Here is a 14,620-nt window from a genome sequence, read left to right on the forward strand (position 1 = left end):
GATGATCGAGACCGAGGCGGCACTGCTGCTGCGCGACTTCGTGAACACGCTCGACGTCGAGGTCGCCGCCGACGAGATCGCCACACCCGGCCGACTGGCCGACTGGCTGGCCGGGCGCGGGCTCGTCCCCGCCGGGACCACGGCGGCGGCCGGCGACCTGGCCCGCGCGGTGACGCTGCGCGAAGGACTGCGCGCCGCGATGCTCGGGCACCACGGGCCCGCGCCCGCCGAGCTGCCCGCCGGCCTGGCCGAGGCCCTCGCCGCCCTGCCGCTGCGCGTCGTGCTGACCGGCGAGCGCCCCGCGCTGGCGCCGCTCGCCACCGGGGCGGGCGCCGGGCTGGCCCGGATCGCCGCCGCCATCGTGGACTCCGCCGCCGACGGGAGCTGGCCGCGCCTGAAGGTCTGCCAGGAGGGCACCTGCGCCTGGGCGTTCCTGGACACCTCCAAGAACCGCTCCCGCACCTGGTGCTCCATGCGGGTCTGCGGCAACCGCACCAAGACCCGCGCCTACCGCGCCCGCCAGAAGACCTAGGGTGGGTGCCCACCCCTAGGAGAGGACGTGGGAGGCCATGGCCGATGCAGGCGTACGGCCCGCCCGGCGCGCGGACGCCGCCGCCGTCGCCGACATCCAGGTGCGGGCCTGGCGGCAGGGCTACCGCGACCTGCTGCCCGCCGCCGCGCTGGAGCAGGTGACCAGCGACGACGCCCGCGCCGCGTGGCGGGAGCGCTGGACCGAGGCGGTCGCCGCCCCGCCGAGCCCCCGGCACCGGCTGCTGGTCGCGGTCGCCAACGACCTGGTGGTCGGGTTCGCCGCGCACGGCCCGGCCGAGGACCCCGGCGACGACCCGGCCGTCACCGCCGAGCTGCTGACCCTGCTGGTCGACCCGCTGCACACCCGCGCCGGGCACGGCAGCCGGCTGCTCGCGGCCACCGTCGACCTGCTGCGCGAGGACGGCACCGAGACGTTGGTCACCTGGGCGTTCGAGGGCGACCGGGTGCTGCGCGGGTTCCTCGGGACGGCGGGGTGGGCGCCGGACGGCACCGCGCGCGACCTGGACATGGGCGAGCCGGTTCGGCAGATCCGGCTGCACACCGATATCACCACGGGCATCACCACGGGGGACGCCGGGAGCTGAAGGGCGGGGCCGGTGAGGGGCATCGGCCACCCGGGCCTACTGTTGAGGACGTGCCCGAGACCACCTCTCTGACGCCGCCGCACGCCCGCGCGGCGGCCGCCGCGTCCGGCCGGCGCCGCTGGCTCGCCGTGGTCGTCATCAGCCTCGGCGTCTCGCTGATCATCGTGGACGCCACCATCGTCGGCGTGCTGCTCCCGCGGATCGTCACGGGGCTGGACCTCACCACCACCGACGCCGAGTGGGCCACCTCGGTCTACTCGCTGGTGTTCGCCGCGCTGCTCATCCCGTTCGGCCGGGCCGGCGACCTGTTCGGCCGCCGCCGCATGTTCGTCCTCGGCGCGGCGGTGTTCACCCTCGCCAGCCTCGGCGTCGCGGCCGCGCAGGGCAGCACGTCCCTGATCGGCGCGCGCGCCCTGCAGGGCGTCGGCGCCTCGATGGTGCTGCCGGCCGCGCTGTCCACCCTGAACGGCATGTTCACCGGGCGGGAGCGGGCGGCGGCGTTCGGCGTCTGGGGCGCGATGATCAGCGGCATGGCCGCGCTCGGCCCGCTGCTCGGCGGCGCGGTCGCGACCGGCGGCGGCTGGCGCTGGGCGTTCGGGATCAACCTGCCGCTCGGCGCGCTGCTCATCGCCGCGGCGCTGGCGCTGCTGCCCGAGACCCGGCAGGCCGGGGCGGGCGGGCCGCGCGGGATCGACTGGGCCGGCGCGGTGCTGTCGGCCCTCGGCCTCGGCATGCTCGTGTGCGGGCTGATCGAGGGCCAGACCTACGGGTGGTGGGCGCCGACCCGCGCGCAGTCGATCGCCGGGCTGTCCCCGGTGCCGGTCATCCTGGCCATCGGGGTGCTGCTCGTCGCCGCGCTGGTGGTGGTGGAGCGGGCGCGCGCGGCGGCGGGCAAGGCGGTCATGCTCGACCTGGCGCTGTTCCGCATCCCTAACTTCCGGCACGGCAACCTGGCCTCCGCGCTGATCAACGTCGGCGAGCTCGGCCTGGTGTTCGTGCTGCCGCTGTTCCTGCTCGGCGTGCACGGCACGTCCCCGATCCAGATCAGCGTCGCGATCCTGCCGCTGGCGGTCGGCGCGTTCCTGTCCGGCGGGTACGCCGGCAGGCTCGCCGCCAAGCGCGGCGCGCACCGGGTCGTGCAGATCGGCATGGTGCTGGAGGTGCTGGCCGTCCTCGGCCTCGCCTTCGCGGTGTCGGCGACCACCACCGGCTTCGGCGTCGCGCCCTGGATGCTCGTTTACGGCGTCGGCCTCGGCCTCACCTCGGCGCAGCTCACCAACGTGTCGCTGGCCGACGTGCCGCCCGCGCAGGCCGGGCAGGCGTCCGGCACCCAGTCCACCGCCCGGCAGGTCGGCGCGGCGCTCGGCATCGCGCTGATCGGGACGGTGTTCGCCACCAGCCTCGGGCACACCATGGCGGGCCGGCTGGCGGACGCCGGGCTGCCGCCCGAGCGGAGCGCCGCCGTCGCGCACGAGCTGCGCGAGAGCGCCGGGACCTACGCCCGCGAGCTGCACACCGCGCCGGGCCGGGCCGCCGAGGCCCACGCCGCCGACGAGAGCCTCGCGGTCGCCACCCGGCGCGGCGCGCTCGTCATCGCGGCGATCCTCGCCGGCGGGCTGGTGCTGTCGCTGCGGCTCCGCCCGGCCGCCCCGCGCCCGAGCAGTGATCGCCGTCCGGAAGAATCGAAGCGCTAGAGCTCCCTGTCGCCCCAGAGAACGAACGGTAACCAGTGGCCACGCTTTCCCAATGGGTCGCCGGATCCCGGCCCCGCACCCTGCCCACCTCGCTCGTGCCGGTCGTCGTCGGCACCGGCGTCGCGATCGGCGCGGACCACGCGGTCTGGTGGCGCGCCCTGCTCGCCGCGTTCGTCGCGCTCGTCCTGCAGATCGGCGTGAACTTCTCCAACGACTACAGCGACGGCGTGCGCGGCACCGACGAGGAGCGCGTCGGGCCGCTCCGGCTGGTCGGGTCCAAGGTGGCCCGGCCCAAGCAGGTGCTCGCCGCCGCGCTCGGCTCGTTCGCGCTCGCCGCGGTGGCGGGCCTGGTGCTGGCCGCGGTCACCTCGTGGTGGCTGCTGCTGGTCGGCGCGCTCGCGATCGTCGCCGCCTGGTTCTACACCGGCGGCAAGACCCCCTACGGCTACCGGGCGCTCGGCGAGATCTCGGTGTTCGTGTTCTTCGGCCTGGTCGCGGTCGTCGGCACCGTGTACGTGCAGGTCGAGCGCGTCCCGGGGGTGGCGTGGGCGGCGGCGGTGCCGATCGGCCTGCTCGCCTGCGGGCTGCTGGTGGTCAACAACCTGCGCGACATCCCGACCGACCGGGTCGCGGGCAAGCGCACCCTCGCGGTGGTGCTCGGCGACCGGTGGACGCGCATCCTGTACGCGGCCTGCACCGCGCTGCCGTTCATGTTCGTGCTCGCGCTCGCCGCCGTGCACCCGTGGGCGCTGCTCGCGCTGCTGGCGGCGCCGCTGTCGGTGCCGCCCACGCAGAAGGTGCTGCAGGGCGCGAACGGCCCGTTCCTCATCCCGGTGCTGGGCGAGACGGCCCGGCTGCAGATCGCCTACGGGGTGCTGCTGGCCGTCGGCCTCGCGCTCTGACGCTCGGCCAGGAAGAACGCCCCGGCCAGGCCGGTGACCAGGCCGCCGAGCACGCCGCACAGCAGCGCCAGGCCGGTGAGCGGGGTGGACCGGGCGTCCAGGAAGTCCGGCGTCCCGACCGTGATGATCAGCATGTACAGCGACCAGGCGAACGTGGCGCCCGCCCCGGTCCAGGCGGCCAGGACCGGGACGTACAGCCGGCCGCCCCGGCGGTGCACGATCGCCAGCAGCCCGGCGGCGCCGGCGAGGGCCAGCAGGCCGTAGGCGCCCGCCACGGTCCGCTGGGTGATGTTCATGCCCTCGCCCGCCGGCTGCCCCGCTGTGCCGCCACAGGCCCACACGAGCTGCAGCGCGGCGTAGGCCAGGGTGGGCACGGCGGCCGCGTGCGCGAGGAAGGCCTGCACGGCGTGGGTCGCGCCCCGGGGGACGTCGGCGGTGCGCAGGGCGAAGACGTCCGCCCAGCGGAGGCGGGCGTACGGCACGAACGCCGTCAGCAGGCCGAGGCCCTGGCAGGTGAAGCCGCCGTAGACCATGGCGTACACCCAGCCCTGCAGGCCGCCGGCCGAGCCGCGCACCGGGGCCGTCCCGTCGATCAGCGCCTGCAGCACCGTGCCGAGCGGCACGCCGAGGACGATCGGGGCGAGCAGGCCGGTGCCGAACCAGATCGGCACGACCACCAGCCAGGCCGGCAGGCGCCGCCCCCAGGCGAAGGTGAAGGCGAGCGCGGCGCCGACGGCGACGGCGTCCATGCCCATCGTGACCGCGTTGCCGACCGCGAGCGCGGAGCCGCGCGCGGCCGCGGCGTCGTTCCAGCCGACCGTGGAACCCGACAGCCAGGCGATCTTCAGGACGAGGTAGGGCACGCAGGCGGCGATCGTCGCCGCGCAGACGGCGACGCGGAACCGGCCGGGCCCGGCGCTCCCGAGCGGGGTGAAGACGGTCGTGGTCATGCCGCCAAGGCTCGCGCGGGCGCCCGCCAAGGCACCTCCCGCCGGCCGGTGAACCGCCTCCCCCGCGCGGGGGAGGCGGTCCGTAGGGGTCACTCCGCCGCGGTCGACCAGTCGATCTCGGGCTCGCCGGCGTCGGCGAGGGCCTTGTTGACCGCGCTGAACGGCTTGGTGCCGAAGAACTTCTTGGCGCTCAGCGGGCTCGGGTGCGCCGACTCGATCACGGTGTGCTGGACCCCGGTGATCAGCCGGGCCTTCTTGCGCGCGTAGGCGCCCCACAGCACGAACACCACCCGGTCGGACTTGTCGTTCAGCGCCCGGATCGCGGCGTCGGTGAAGTCCTCCCAGCCCTTGTTCGCGTGCGACCCGGCGTCGCCGGCGCGGACCGTCAGCACCGCGTTCAGCAGCAGCACGCCCTGGTCGGCCCACGGGGTGAGGTCGCCGCTCGGGTTGACCGGCGTCTCCAGGTCGGCCGCCATCTCCTTGTAGATGTTGCGCAGCGACGGCGGGATGCGCACGCCCTCGCGCACGCTGAAGCTCAGCCCGTGCGCCTGCCCCGGCCCGTGGTAGGGGTCCTGGCCGAGGATCAGCACCCGGGCCTTGTCGTACGGGCAGTGCCGGAAGGCGTTGAACAGATCCTCCTGCGGCGGGTACACCGTCTGCTCCGCGTACTCCCGGGCGACGAAGTCGCCGAGAGCGGCGGTGGCGGACGGGTCGAGAAGAGGTTCGAGCCGTTCCCGCCAGTCGGCGGGGAGCAGCTCCATCAGGTCGAGGGCCATGCGGGAAACCCTAGTCAATGGCACTGACACGCCAGGCCCGAATCACCGGTCCGAAAAGGTCCCGACCCTAAGATGACGTCATATGCCCGACTCCCCCCGGTGGCGGCGCGGCGTCGCGTCCGCCGTGCTCGTCCTGCTCGGCCTCGGCGCGTCCGCGCAGGGCTGCGGCGGCTCCCCCGCGCCCGTGACGCTGACCGTGCTGGCCGCCTCGTCGCTGACCGAGGCGATGGGCGAGCTCGGCGCCGCCTACGGCCGGTCCCATCCGCGGGTGCGGGTGCGCGCCGAGTTCGGCGGCTCGCAGGAGATGGCGGACCGGCTCGCCGACCGGCAGCGCGCCGACGTGCTGGTGACCGCCGACGACGCGGCCATGGACAAGGCCGCCGACTACCTGACCGGGCGCCGCCGGGTCGTCGCGCACAACTCGCTGACGATCGCGGTGCAGCCCGGCAACCCGCAGCGGATCCGGGGCCTGGCGAGCCTGGCCCGCCCCGGCCTGCGGATCGCGGTCGGCGCGGCGGCCGTCCCGGTCGGCCGCTACACCCGGCAGGTCTTCGCCAAGGCGGGGCTCGGGGTGCACTGGTCGTCGGAGGAGATCAGCGCCCGCGCGGTGCTGGACCGGGTCCGCGCGGGCGAGGCCGACGCCGGCCTGGTCTACATCACCGACCTGCGCTCGGCGGGCGCGGCGGCGGCCAGCGTCGCGATCCCGGCCGAGCAGAACGTCACCGCGACCTATCCGGCGTCGGTGGTGAAGGACACCGCGCACGAGGACGAGGCCAAGGCGTTCGTGGCGTGGCTGGCCTCCCCCGAGGCGGCCCGGCTGTTCAACCGGTGCGGGTTCGCCACGCCGGTCGCACCGCAGCGGTGAGCCCTCAGGCCAGACGGGGCAGGCCGATCGGGTTGGGGAAGGGCAGGTCGCCGGAGTCGGCGACGGCCTGCGCCAGCGGCTTCAGCGCCGCGTACAGGCCCGCGGGGTCGTCCAGGACCCGGTAGGGCGGGGCGGCCAGGCGGTCGGTGCGCTCCTCGATCTCGTCGCGCAGGGCGCGTCCCTGCTCGGTGGCCTCGCCTTCGGCGTCCAGCAGGCCGCGCTCGACGAGGGCGTCCTTGGCCGCGTCCCACTCCTCGCCGGACCAGCCACGGCTCTCCTGCAGCCACTGCGCGGGCGTGCCCTTGACCGCGGCGGCGAGCAGGTTGGCCTGCGGGCCGTCCAGCCCCTCGGCGGTCAGGACGGCGACGTGCCCGTCGCCCCGGTGCTCGCGCAGGGACGTGGTCGCCTGCCAGAGCGCGGCGACCGGGTCGGCGGGCGCCGCCACCTCCCGGTTGGCGGCGAACAGCGGCCGGCCGGTCGCGTCGGCGGCCTCCACCACCCGCGCCAGCTGCGGCGTCGCCCGCTCGGCCACCTGCTCGGCGGCATCCGTCATCCGGCGCAGCGCCATCGCGGCGCCCTCGGCGCGGGCCTCCAGGATGGACTCGGGGGCGGCGAACGCCCACGCGTCCGGGATCGCGCGCCGGACCCGGCCGGGGTGGAAGCCGTGGAACGTCGCGGTGATCACGCCGGGCGCCACCGCGCCCATCGGGGCGCCGCGGCTGCCGAAGTAGCCCATCCAGTACCCGCGCAGGCCGACGGCCTTGTTGGCGGCGATCGACTCGGGCGAGAAGTAGGTGACGACGTGGATCGGCTCGATCGCCGTCCACAGGGTCCGGGCATAGGAAGCGTCCATGCCCGCATCCTCTCAGGCGACCGGCCTACAGGGCCGAGGGGAGTTGTCCCTTTTCGACCATCGCCAGGGCATCGGTGTGGGTCTGCAGGGCCTCCAGGACGGCCGGGTGCGGGAACGCGTGCACCGTCGGGTAGTCGACCTCCCCCGCCGCCGGGTCGGGCACGTAGGCCAGCCGGTCCTCGTCGGCCGAGAAGTGCACGTCGATGCCGGGCTTGTTGCCGCGCGGGTCGAGCCGGACCCAGCGGTCATCGATCAGGGCCGCGACCAGGCCGTGCACGAAGAAGCCGTCGCCCGAGCGGAGCCGCTGGTAGCACAGGCCCGCCTGGACGCCGCCCGCGCGCAGCAGGGCGGTGTAGGCGTGGGACTTGGCGTAGCAGAAGCCCGTCTTCTGCTCCAGGACGTCCGAGGCCCGCCAGGTGACGCGGCGGTCGCACACGTCCATGCAGTGCCCCACCTCGTCGCGGACGTACTCGAAGGCCGCGCGGGCGTAGGCGACGTCGTCGCCCTCGCGCAGCGCGGCGGCGACCGACTGGACGAGCGGGTGCTCGACGTCGATCGCCTCGTCGGCGGCGAGGTAGTCCCAGGGCTCGGCGTCGAACTCCAGCACGAGCCGCGGCGCGCTCACAGGCCGAGCAGCGACTCGATGCCGACCGTGAGCCGGTCGGGCAGATCGGCGACCTTGCGGACGCCGAGCAGCACGCCCGGCATGAACGACTCGCGGTTCATCGAGTCGTGCCGGAGCGTGAAGATCTCGCCGTGCCCGCCGAGGATGACCTCCTGGTGCGCGATCGCGCCCGCCATCCGGATCGCGTGCACCCGCACGCCCCCGACGTCGGTGCCGCGGGCGCCGTCCAGCTCGGTGGTGGTCGCGTCCGGGGACGGCCCGGTGCCCGCCTCGGCGCGGGCGGCCGCGATCAGCTCGGCGGTGCGGTAGGCGGTGCCGCTCGGCGCGTCCAGCTTGTTCGGGTGGTGGGTCTCCACCACCTCGACCGAGTCGAAGAACGGCGCGGCCTTCTGCGCGAAGTGCATCATCAGCACCGCGCCGACGCCGAAGTTCGGCGCGATCAGCACGTTGCCGCCGGGGTTCGCCGCCTGCCAGCCGCGCACGGTGTCCAGCCGGGCCGGGTCGAAGCCGCTGGTGCCGACGACGGCGTGCAGGCCGTGCTCGACGCACCAGCGCAGGTTGTCCATGACCACGCCGGGGTTGGTGAAGTCGACCACGGCCTCGGCGCCGGTCAGCGCCGCCAGGTCGTCGCCCTGGTCGACGGCCGCGACCAGCTCCATGTCCGCGGCGCCCTCGACGGCCCGGCACACCTCGGCGCCCATCCGGCCCCGCGCGCCCAGCACCCCGACTTTGATCACGTTCTCCTCCAGGTTCGGCTCGCGGACGAGCCTATCGCGGGGGTGATCGCCGCCCGTGCCTCAGTCCTCGTCGCCGACGAACAGGTTGAGCAGCCAGCTCACCACCCCGATGATGATCGCGCCCCAGAAGGCCGGCCAGAACCACTCCACGTGGAACGGCAGGTTCATCTTGTCCGCCAGCCAGCTGGTCAGCATCAGCAGCGCGGCGTTGACGACCAGGGCGAACAGGCCGAGGGTCAGCACGTAGAACGCGCACCCGAAGACCTTGATGATCGGTTTGAGCACCGCGTTGACGATGCCGAAGATGACCGCCACGGCGAGCAGGGTCAGCGCGCGCTTCCCCCAGCTGCCGGCGGTCACGGAGATGCCGTCGACGAGCGCGGTCGCCGCCCACAGGGCGACCGCGGAGATGACGACCCGGATGAGGATCTTCATGCCCGGCCTCTACCCGAGCCGTCACCTCGTGTAACGGATCAGGCGCCTAGAGCGAGAAGTCGCGGTCGCCGAACGGGCCGATGACCGTGAGCGCCTGCGGCTGCGTCAGCACGTCCTGCGCGACCGCCAGGACGTCGTCCAGGGTGACGGCCTCGATCCGGGCGAGCAGGTCGTCCACCGCCAGCAGCGACTCGTAGACGAGCTCGCTCTTGCCGATGCGGCTCATCCGCGAGCCGGTGTCCTCCAGGCCGAGCACCATGCCGCCGCGCAGCTGGCCCTTGCCGCGCTCCAGCTCCTCGGCGGTGAGGCCGTCCTCGGCGGCGCGGGCGATCTCCTCGCGGCAGATCTGCAGCACCTCGTCGGCCTTGCCGGGCTGGCAGCCCGCGTAGACGCCGAACGTGCCGGTGTCGGCGTACTGGGCGGTGTAGCTGTACACCGAGTACGCCAGGCCGCGCTTCTCCCGGATCTCCTGGAACAGCCGCGACGACATGCCCCCGCCGAGCGCGGCGTTCAGCACCCCGAGCGCGAAGCGGCGGTCGTCGGTGCGCGCCACGCCGAGGCCGCCGAGCACGATGTGCGCCTGCTCGGTGTCCTTGTCCAGCACCCGCACCGTCGGCGTGCCCGGCCAGGTCTCGCCGCCGAGCCGGGGCGCGGCGGGCCGGTCGTCGCCGGTCAGGTGCGCCGCGAACGCCTGCTGCGTCAGCCGGACGACCTCGTCGTGGTCGACGTTGCCGGCGGCCGACACCACCAGGTTCGGCGGCCGGTAGTGCTCGCGGTAGTAGCCGTGCACCCGGTCCCGGGTCAGCGCGTTGATCGACTCGATCGTGCCCAGGATCGGGCGGCCGATCGGGACGTCGCCGTACAGCGCGAGGGAGAACTCGTCGTGCACCAGGTCGCTCGGGTCGTCGTCGCGCATGTGGATCTCTTCGAGGATCACCCCGCGCTCGGCCTCGACGTCCTCGGGCAGGTTCAGCGAGTCGGCCACCATGTCCGACACCACGTCCACCGCGAGCGGCAGGTCCGAGTCCAGCACCCGCGCGTAGTAGCAGGTGTACTCCTTGGCGGTGAAGGCGTTCAGGTCGCCGCCGACCGCGTCCATCGCCGCCGAGATCTGCAGCGCGGTGCGCCGCTCGGTGCCCTTGAACAGCACGTGCTCCAGGTAGTGGCTGGCGCCCGCGTCGGCCGGCGACTCGTCGCGCGACCCGACGCCCGCCCAGATGCCGAACGCCGCCGAGCGCACCGTCGGCATCGTCTCGGTGATCACCCGGAGCCCGCCCGGCAGCACGGTGCGGCGGACGACGCCGGCGCCGTCGGTGCCGGGGTGGATGGTGTGCGTGGTACCGGGCTCCTGCGCCCGGGCGGGGAGGGTCACGGAGGACTCGCAATCACGGTCGGTGGAAGAGACGGGCCGGCCGGCCCGCCCGGGAAGGGCGGGCCGGCCGGTGTCGAACGCCAGTTTTGAAACTGCGGGGCGGCGGTCAGGAGTTGCGGCCGCTGTCCTCGCCGGGACGGCGGGTCCGGCGGCGGCGCGGCGCGCGCCGCTCCTCGCCGTCGCCCTCGGCGGCCGGGGCCTCGGCGGCGGCGGTGTCGTCGCCGCCGGCCTCGCCCTTGTCCGCCTTCTCCGCGGCCTCGCGGTCCACGACCTCGACCGGGACCAGCGACAGCTTGCCGCGCTGGTCGATCTCGGTGACCTCGACCTGGATCTTGGAGCCGACGCTGATGACGTCCTCGACGTTCTCGATCCGGGCGCCGCCGTGCAGCTTGCGGATCTGCGAGACGTGCAGCAGGCCGTCCTTGCCGGGCAGCAGCGACACGAACGCGCCGAACGTGGTCGTCTTGACCACGGTGCCGAGGTAGCGCTCGCCGATCTCGGGCATGTGCGGGTTGGCGATCGCGTTGATCGCCTGCCGCGCGGCCTCGGCGGACGTGCCGTCGGTGGCGCCGACGTAGATGGTGCCGTCGTCCTCGATGGTGATGTCGGCGCCGGTCTCGTCCTGGATCGAGTTGATCATCTTGCCCTTCGGGCCGATGACCTCGCCGATCTTGTCGACCGGGACCTTGATGGTGATGATCCGCGGCGCGAGCAGGCTCATCTCGGCCGGGGCCTCGATCGCCTCGCCCATCACGTCCAGGATCGCCAGCCGGGCGCCCTTGGCCTGCCGCAGCGCGGCGGCCAGCACCGAGGCGGGGATGCCGTCGAGCTTGGTGTCCAGCTGCAGCGCGGTGATGACGTCGCGGGTGCCGGCGACCTTGAAGTCCATGTCGCCGAACGCGTCCTCGGCGCCCAGGATGTCGGTCAGCGTGACGTACTCGCCGCCCTCGTGGATGAGGCCCATGGCGATGCCGGCCACCATCTGCTTCAGCGGCACGCCCGCGTCCAGCAGCGACATGGTGGACGCGCAGACCGAGCCCATCGAGGTGGAGCCGTTGGAGCCGAGCGCCTCCGACACCTGCCGGATCGCGTAGGGGAACTCCTCGCGGGTCGGCAGCACCGGGATCAGGGCGCGCTCGGCGAGCGCGCCGTGGCCGATCTCGCGGCGCTTCGGCGAACCGACGCGGCCGGTCTCACCGGTGGAGTAGGGCGGGAAGTTGTAGTTGTGCATGTAGCGCTTGGTGCGCTCGGGGTTCAGCGTGTCGATCATCTGCTCCATGCGGAGCATGTTCAGCGTGGTCACGCCGAGGATCTGGGTCTCGCCCCGCTCGAACAGCGCCGAGCCGTGCACCCGCGGCACCACGTGCGCCTCGGCGGTCAGCTGGCGGATGTCCTTCGGGCCGCGGCCGTCGATGCGCACGCCGTCGCGGATGACCCGCTCGCGGATGAGCTTCTTGGTGACGGCCTTGAAGGCGCCGGAGATCTCCTTCTCGCGGCCCTCGAAGTCGGCGCCGAGCTTGTCCAGCACGCCGGCCTTCAGCTCGTCCAGCCGGCCCTCGCGCTCCTGCTTGCCGGCGATGGTCAGCGCCTCGGCCAGCTCGGTGGAGACGGCGGCGGTGACGGCCTCCAGCACGTCGTCCTGGTAGTCCAGGAAGACCGGGTACTCGGCGGTCGGCTTGGCCGCGACGGCGGCCAGGTCCGACTGCGCCTTGCACAGGACCTTGATGAACGGCTTGGCCGCCTCCAGGCCCTCGGCGATGGTCTCCTCGGTCGGCGCGACCGCGCCCTCGGCGACCAGCCGCAGGGTGTCGCGGGTCGACTCGGCCTCGACCATCATGATCGCGACGTCGCCGTCGGCCAGCACCCGGCCGGCCACCACCATGTCGAAGGTGGCGCGCTCGAGCTCGGGGTGGGTCGGGAAGCCGATCCACTGGCCGTCGATCAGCGCCACGCGCACGCCGCCGATCGGGCCCGAGAAGGGCAGCCCGGCCAGCTGGGTGGACATCGAGGCGGCGTTGATGGCGACCACGTCGTACAGGTGGTCGGGGTGCAGCGCCATGATCGTCTCGACGACCTGGATCTCGTTGCGCAGGCCCTTGGTGAAGGACGGGCGCAGCGGGCGGTCGATCAGGCGGCAGGTGAGGATGGCGTCCTCGGAGGGACGGCCCTCGCGGCGGAAGAACGAGCCGGGGATGCGCCCGGCGGCGTACATCCGCTCCTCGACGTCCACGGTGAGGGGGAAGAAGTCCAGGTTGTCCTTGGGCTTCTTGGAGGCGGTGGTGGCCGACAGCACCATCGTCTCGTCGTCGAGGTAGGCGACGGCCGAGCCGGCCGCCTGGCGGGCCAGCCGGCCCGTCTCGAAGCGGATCGTCCGGGTGCCGAACGAGCCGTTGTCGATCACTGCTTCGGTGCTGTGCGCACCGTCGATGCGCGGGGCATCAGTCACGGGAACCTCCAGGTTCGGGTGTGTCCCCCGCGGCCGTTTCCCGTGGCTTTCTCGCAGTGCCGGTCTTCGATCGAAGCAGCCGGATCCGCCCGGATCCGGGAGCCACTACCGAGGACCGGCCGCACCAACGGTGTCCGCGGGGGTCGGTCGGGTTCTTCAGTTGACCGGCCGCGCGCGGTCAGGGGTGACCGGGGGCCGGAGAACGCAGCGGGGAGCGGCCCCGATGGGCCGCTCCCCCGCGTACTAGCGCCGCAGCCCGAGGCGCTCGATGAGCGCGCGGTAGCGGTTGATGTCCTTGTTGGACAGGTACTTCAGGAGCCGGCGACGACGGCCGACCAGCAGCAGCAGGCCGCGGCGGCTGTGGTGGTCGTGCTTGTGCTCCTTGAGGTGCTCGGTCAGATCGTTGATCCGCCGGGTCAGGAGCGCGACCTGGACCTCCGGCGAACCGGTGTCACCCTCAGTGGTCGCGTACTCAGCGATGATCTTGTTCTTGGTGGCGGTGTCGAGCGACACGTGGCTCCTTCAGCAGGGTCGTCACCCGCAGATCCCGGCCCGCAGGCTCTGGGTCCGCATGGTGCGTAGGCAAATACGGCGGGCCGCATGAGGGTGCAGCCTGCCAGACCGGGCGTTTGCCCGGCGACTATTCACCGTACCATGCCCGAAAGTCCCGCGGTCACGGAGCGGCACGCACCGTGATCATGGGGTGGGGGCGTCAGCCGAGCAGCTCGCGGGCCCGGGCCACGTCCCGGTGCATCTCCTCGATGAGCGCCTCGATCGAGTCGAACTTCAGCGTGTCGCGGATGCGGTCCGTGAAGTCGACCGCCATGTGCTCGCCGTACAGGTCCAGATCGTCACGGTCCAGCGCGTACGCCTCGACGGTCCGCTCCCCCGGACCCTCGAAGGTCGGGTTGGTGCCGATGGAGATCGCGGCGGGCCAGCTGAAGCCGGGGTAGCGGTCGGAGTCGCAGACCAGTCGGCCCGCGTACACCCCGTCGGCCGGGATCGCGGTGTGCGGCAGCGTCTCCAGGTTCGCGGTCGGGAAGCCGAGCGCGCGGCCGCGCTGGTGCCCGCGCACCACCACGCCCTCCACCCGGTGCGGGCGGCCGAGCGCCGTGGCGGCGTCCTCGACCGCGCCGGCGTCGAGCCGGCCGCGGATGTAGGTGGAGGAGATGGTGTCGCCGTCGGCGACCAGCGGCATGCCCTCGGCGGTGAAGTCGTACTTGCCGCCGAGCTCCTTCAGCAGCGCCACGTCGCCCTTGGCCTTGTGGCCGAACCGGAAGTCCTCGCCGACGATCACGTGCGCCGCGTGCAGCCGGTCGGCCAGCACCGAGCGGACGAACTCGTCCGGCGGCACCTTGGACAGCTCCAGCGTGAACGGCACCACCACGACGGCGTCGGTGCCGAGGCCCTCCAGCAGCTCGATGCGGCGGCGGGTGCTGGTCAGCAGCGGCGGGTGGGTGCCGGGGCGGACCACCTCGTCGGGATGCGGGTCGAAGGTGATGACGACCGAGCGCAGCCCACGTTCGGCCGCCTGGTCCGCGGCGGCGCGCACGATGCGCTGGTGGCCGCGGTGCACGCCGTCGAACACGCCGATGGTGACGACCGATCTGCCCCAGTCCGCGGGGACCTCTTCAAGGCCGTGCCAGCGCCGCACCATGCTCTCCCTGCGTCGGACCTTGCCGGTGTGTGTCGTCCTAGGGTGCCATGCGCGGCGATGTGCGCCGACCGAGGGGTCGGCCCGCGCGCGCCGCGCCCGGCCACCCGGAGTCTACTCGCCGGTAGCCCGCCGGCGGCGGACGCCCGGGAGCGGGCACCGCCCGGGCACCGGT

Annotated in this window: 15 protein-coding genes; 5 read left to right on the forward strand and 10 right to left on the reverse strand. The window is 73.7% G+C overall.

From position 1 onward, the window contains the following. Nucleotide 1 precedes the first annotated feature (1 nt). Genes ACRB68_RS04330 through ACRB68_RS04345 form a run of 4 tightly spaced genes read left to right on the forward strand, consistent with a single transcriptional unit; the run spans nt 2 to nt 3,732 of the window. On the forward strand, nt 2-532 hold the full coding sequence (locus tag ACRB68_RS04330; RefSeq protein WP_153530922.1) for a CGNR zinc finger domain-containing protein: 531 nt from the start codon (nt 2-4) through the stop codon (nt 530-532). Between the two features lie 37 nt (nt 533-569). Further along, nucleotides 570-1,136: a GNAT family N-acetyltransferase gene (locus ACRB68_RS04335; protein ID WP_153530923.1), complete on the forward strand. Its 567-nt coding sequence runs from the start codon at nt 570-572 to the stop codon at nt 1,134-1,136. A 50-nt stretch (nt 1,137-1,186) separates the two neighbouring features. After that, nucleotides 1,187-2,830 carry an MFS transporter gene (locus tag ACRB68_RS04340; protein WP_328593736.1) on the forward strand — a complete coding sequence of 548 codons (1,644 nt, stop codon included), beginning with the start codon at nt 1,187-1,189 and terminating at the stop codon, nt 2,828-2,830. A 35-nt stretch (nt 2,831-2,865) separates the two neighbouring features. Further along, entirely contained in the window at nt 2,866-3,732 is an 867-nt protein-coding gene (locus ACRB68_RS04345) for a 1,4-dihydroxy-2-naphthoate polyprenyltransferase (RefSeq protein ID WP_328593737.1), read from the forward strand. Here the strand turns inward: ACRB68_RS04345 and ACRB68_RS04350 are convergent. Together ACRB68_RS04350 and ACRB68_RS04355 are read right to left on the reverse strand one after the other, a co-directional pair. Then, a complete protein-coding gene (locus ACRB68_RS04350; RefSeq protein ID WP_153530924.1) occupies nt 3,696-4,682 on the reverse strand; it encodes a hypothetical protein in 987 nt (328 codons plus the stop codon). The two genes, ACRB68_RS04345 and ACRB68_RS04350, sit on opposite strands and share 37 nt — an antisense overlap. A gap of 89 nt (nt 4,683-4,771) precedes the next feature. Beyond that, nucleotides 4,772-5,458 carry a uracil-DNA glycosylase gene (locus tag ACRB68_RS04355; protein ID WP_153530925.1) on the reverse strand — a complete coding sequence of 229 codons (687 nt, stop codon included), beginning with the start codon at nt 5,456-5,458 and terminating at the stop codon, nt 4,772-4,774. Between the two features lie 82 nt (nt 5,459-5,540). On the opposite strand from ACRB68_RS04355, the gene modA reads away from it, so the two are divergent. Then, nucleotides 5,541-6,323 carry a molybdate ABC transporter substrate-binding protein gene (gene modA, locus ACRB68_RS04360; protein ID WP_153530926.1) on the forward strand — a complete coding sequence of 261 codons (783 nt, stop codon included), beginning with the start codon at nt 5,541-5,543 and terminating at the stop codon, nt 6,321-6,323. A 4-nt stretch (nt 6,324-6,327) separates the two neighbouring features. Here the strand turns inward: modA and ACRB68_RS04365 are convergent, their stop codons facing one another. The 8 genes from ACRB68_RS04365 to ACRB68_RS04400 form a co-directional block, all read right to left on the reverse strand. Continuing rightward, nucleotides 6,328-7,176 (reverse strand): SCO6745 family protein, encoded by an 849-nt coding sequence (locus ACRB68_RS04365; RefSeq protein WP_153530927.1) that lies wholly within the window; start codon nt 7,174-7,176, stop codon nt 6,328-6,330. Between the two features lie 25 nt (nt 7,177-7,201). Further along, nucleotides 7,202-7,801 carry a transglutaminase-like domain-containing protein gene (locus ACRB68_RS04370; RefSeq protein ID WP_328593738.1) on the reverse strand — a complete coding sequence of 200 codons (600 nt, stop codon included), beginning with the start codon at nt 7,799-7,801 and terminating at the stop codon, nt 7,202-7,204. Then, nucleotides 7,798-8,538, reverse strand: coding sequence for a 4-hydroxy-tetrahydrodipicolinate reductase (dapB, locus tag ACRB68_RS04375; protein ID WP_328593739.1), 741 nt, complete (start codon nt 8,536-8,538; stop codon nt 7,798-7,800). Before dapB ends, ACRB68_RS04370 begins: the two co-directional genes overlap by 4 nt. Nucleotides 8,539-8,598: 60 nt before the next feature. Further along, on the reverse strand, nt 8,599-8,973 hold the full coding sequence (locus ACRB68_RS04380) for a phage holin family protein (protein ID WP_153530928.1): 375 nt from the start codon (nt 8,971-8,973) through the stop codon (nt 8,599-8,601). A 46-nt stretch (nt 8,974-9,019) separates the two neighbouring features. Continuing rightward, nucleotides 9,020-10,345 (reverse strand): M16 family metallopeptidase, encoded by a 1,326-nt coding sequence (locus tag ACRB68_RS04385; protein WP_328593740.1) that lies wholly within the window; start codon nt 10,343-10,345, stop codon nt 9,020-9,022. 106 nt (nt 10,346-10,451) lie between these two features. Then, entirely contained in the window at nt 10,452-12,773 is a 2,322-nt protein-coding gene (locus tag ACRB68_RS04390; protein WP_328594070.1) for a polyribonucleotide nucleotidyltransferase, read from the reverse strand. 261 nt (nt 12,774-13,034) lie between these two features. Next, the gene (rpsO, locus tag ACRB68_RS04395; RefSeq protein WP_161101743.1) at nt 13,035-13,304 is read right to left on the reverse strand and encodes a 30S ribosomal protein S15; all 270 of its coding nucleotides are present in this window, start codon (nt 13,302-13,304) and stop codon (nt 13,035-13,037) included. A 199-nt stretch (nt 13,305-13,503) separates the two neighbouring features. Continuing rightward, nucleotides 13,504-14,448, reverse strand: coding sequence for a bifunctional riboflavin kinase/FAD synthetase (locus ACRB68_RS04400; RefSeq protein WP_153530931.1), 945 nt, complete (start codon nt 14,446-14,448; stop codon nt 13,504-13,506). Between the last annotated feature and the right edge of the window lie 172 nt (nt 14,449-14,620).

Source organism: Actinomadura macrotermitis, assembly GCF_009604375.1.
Taxonomy (GTDB): Bacteria; Actinomycetota; Actinomycetes; order Streptosporangiales; family Streptosporangiaceae; genus Spirillospora; species Spirillospora macrotermitis.

Excerpts from the sequence above, each read along its gene's own strand:
- ACRB68_RS04330 (WP_153530922.1), top strand. The coding sequence starts at position 2 with ATGATCGAGACCGAGGCGGCACTGCTGCTGCGCGACTTCGTGAACACG.
- ACRB68_RS04335 (WP_153530923.1), top strand. The coding sequence starts at position 570 with ATGGCCGATGCAGGCGTACGGCCCGCCCGGCGCGCGGACGCCGCCGCC.
- ACRB68_RS04350 (WP_153530924.1), bottom strand. The coding sequence starts at position 4,682 with ATGACCACGACCGTCTTCACCCCGCTCGGGAGCGCCGGGCCCGGCCGG.
- ACRB68_RS04355 (WP_153530925.1), bottom strand. The coding sequence starts at position 5,458 with ATGGCCCTCGACCTGATGGAGCTGCTCCCCGCCGACTGGCGGGAACGG.
- modA (WP_153530926.1), top strand. The coding sequence starts at position 5,541 with ATGCCCGACTCCCCCCGGTGGCGGCGCGGCGTCGCGTCCGCCGTGCTC.
- ACRB68_RS04365 (WP_153530927.1), bottom strand. The coding sequence starts at position 7,176 with ATGGACGCTTCCTATGCCCGGACCCTGTGGACGGCGATCGAGCCGATC.
- ACRB68_RS04380 (WP_153530928.1), bottom strand. The coding sequence starts at position 8,973 with ATGAAGATCCTCATCCGGGTCGTCATCTCCGCGGTCGCCCTGTGGGCG.
- ACRB68_RS04400 (WP_153530931.1), bottom strand. The coding sequence starts at position 14,448 with ATGGTGCGGCGCTGGCACGGCCTTGAAGAGGTCCCCGCGGACTGGGGC.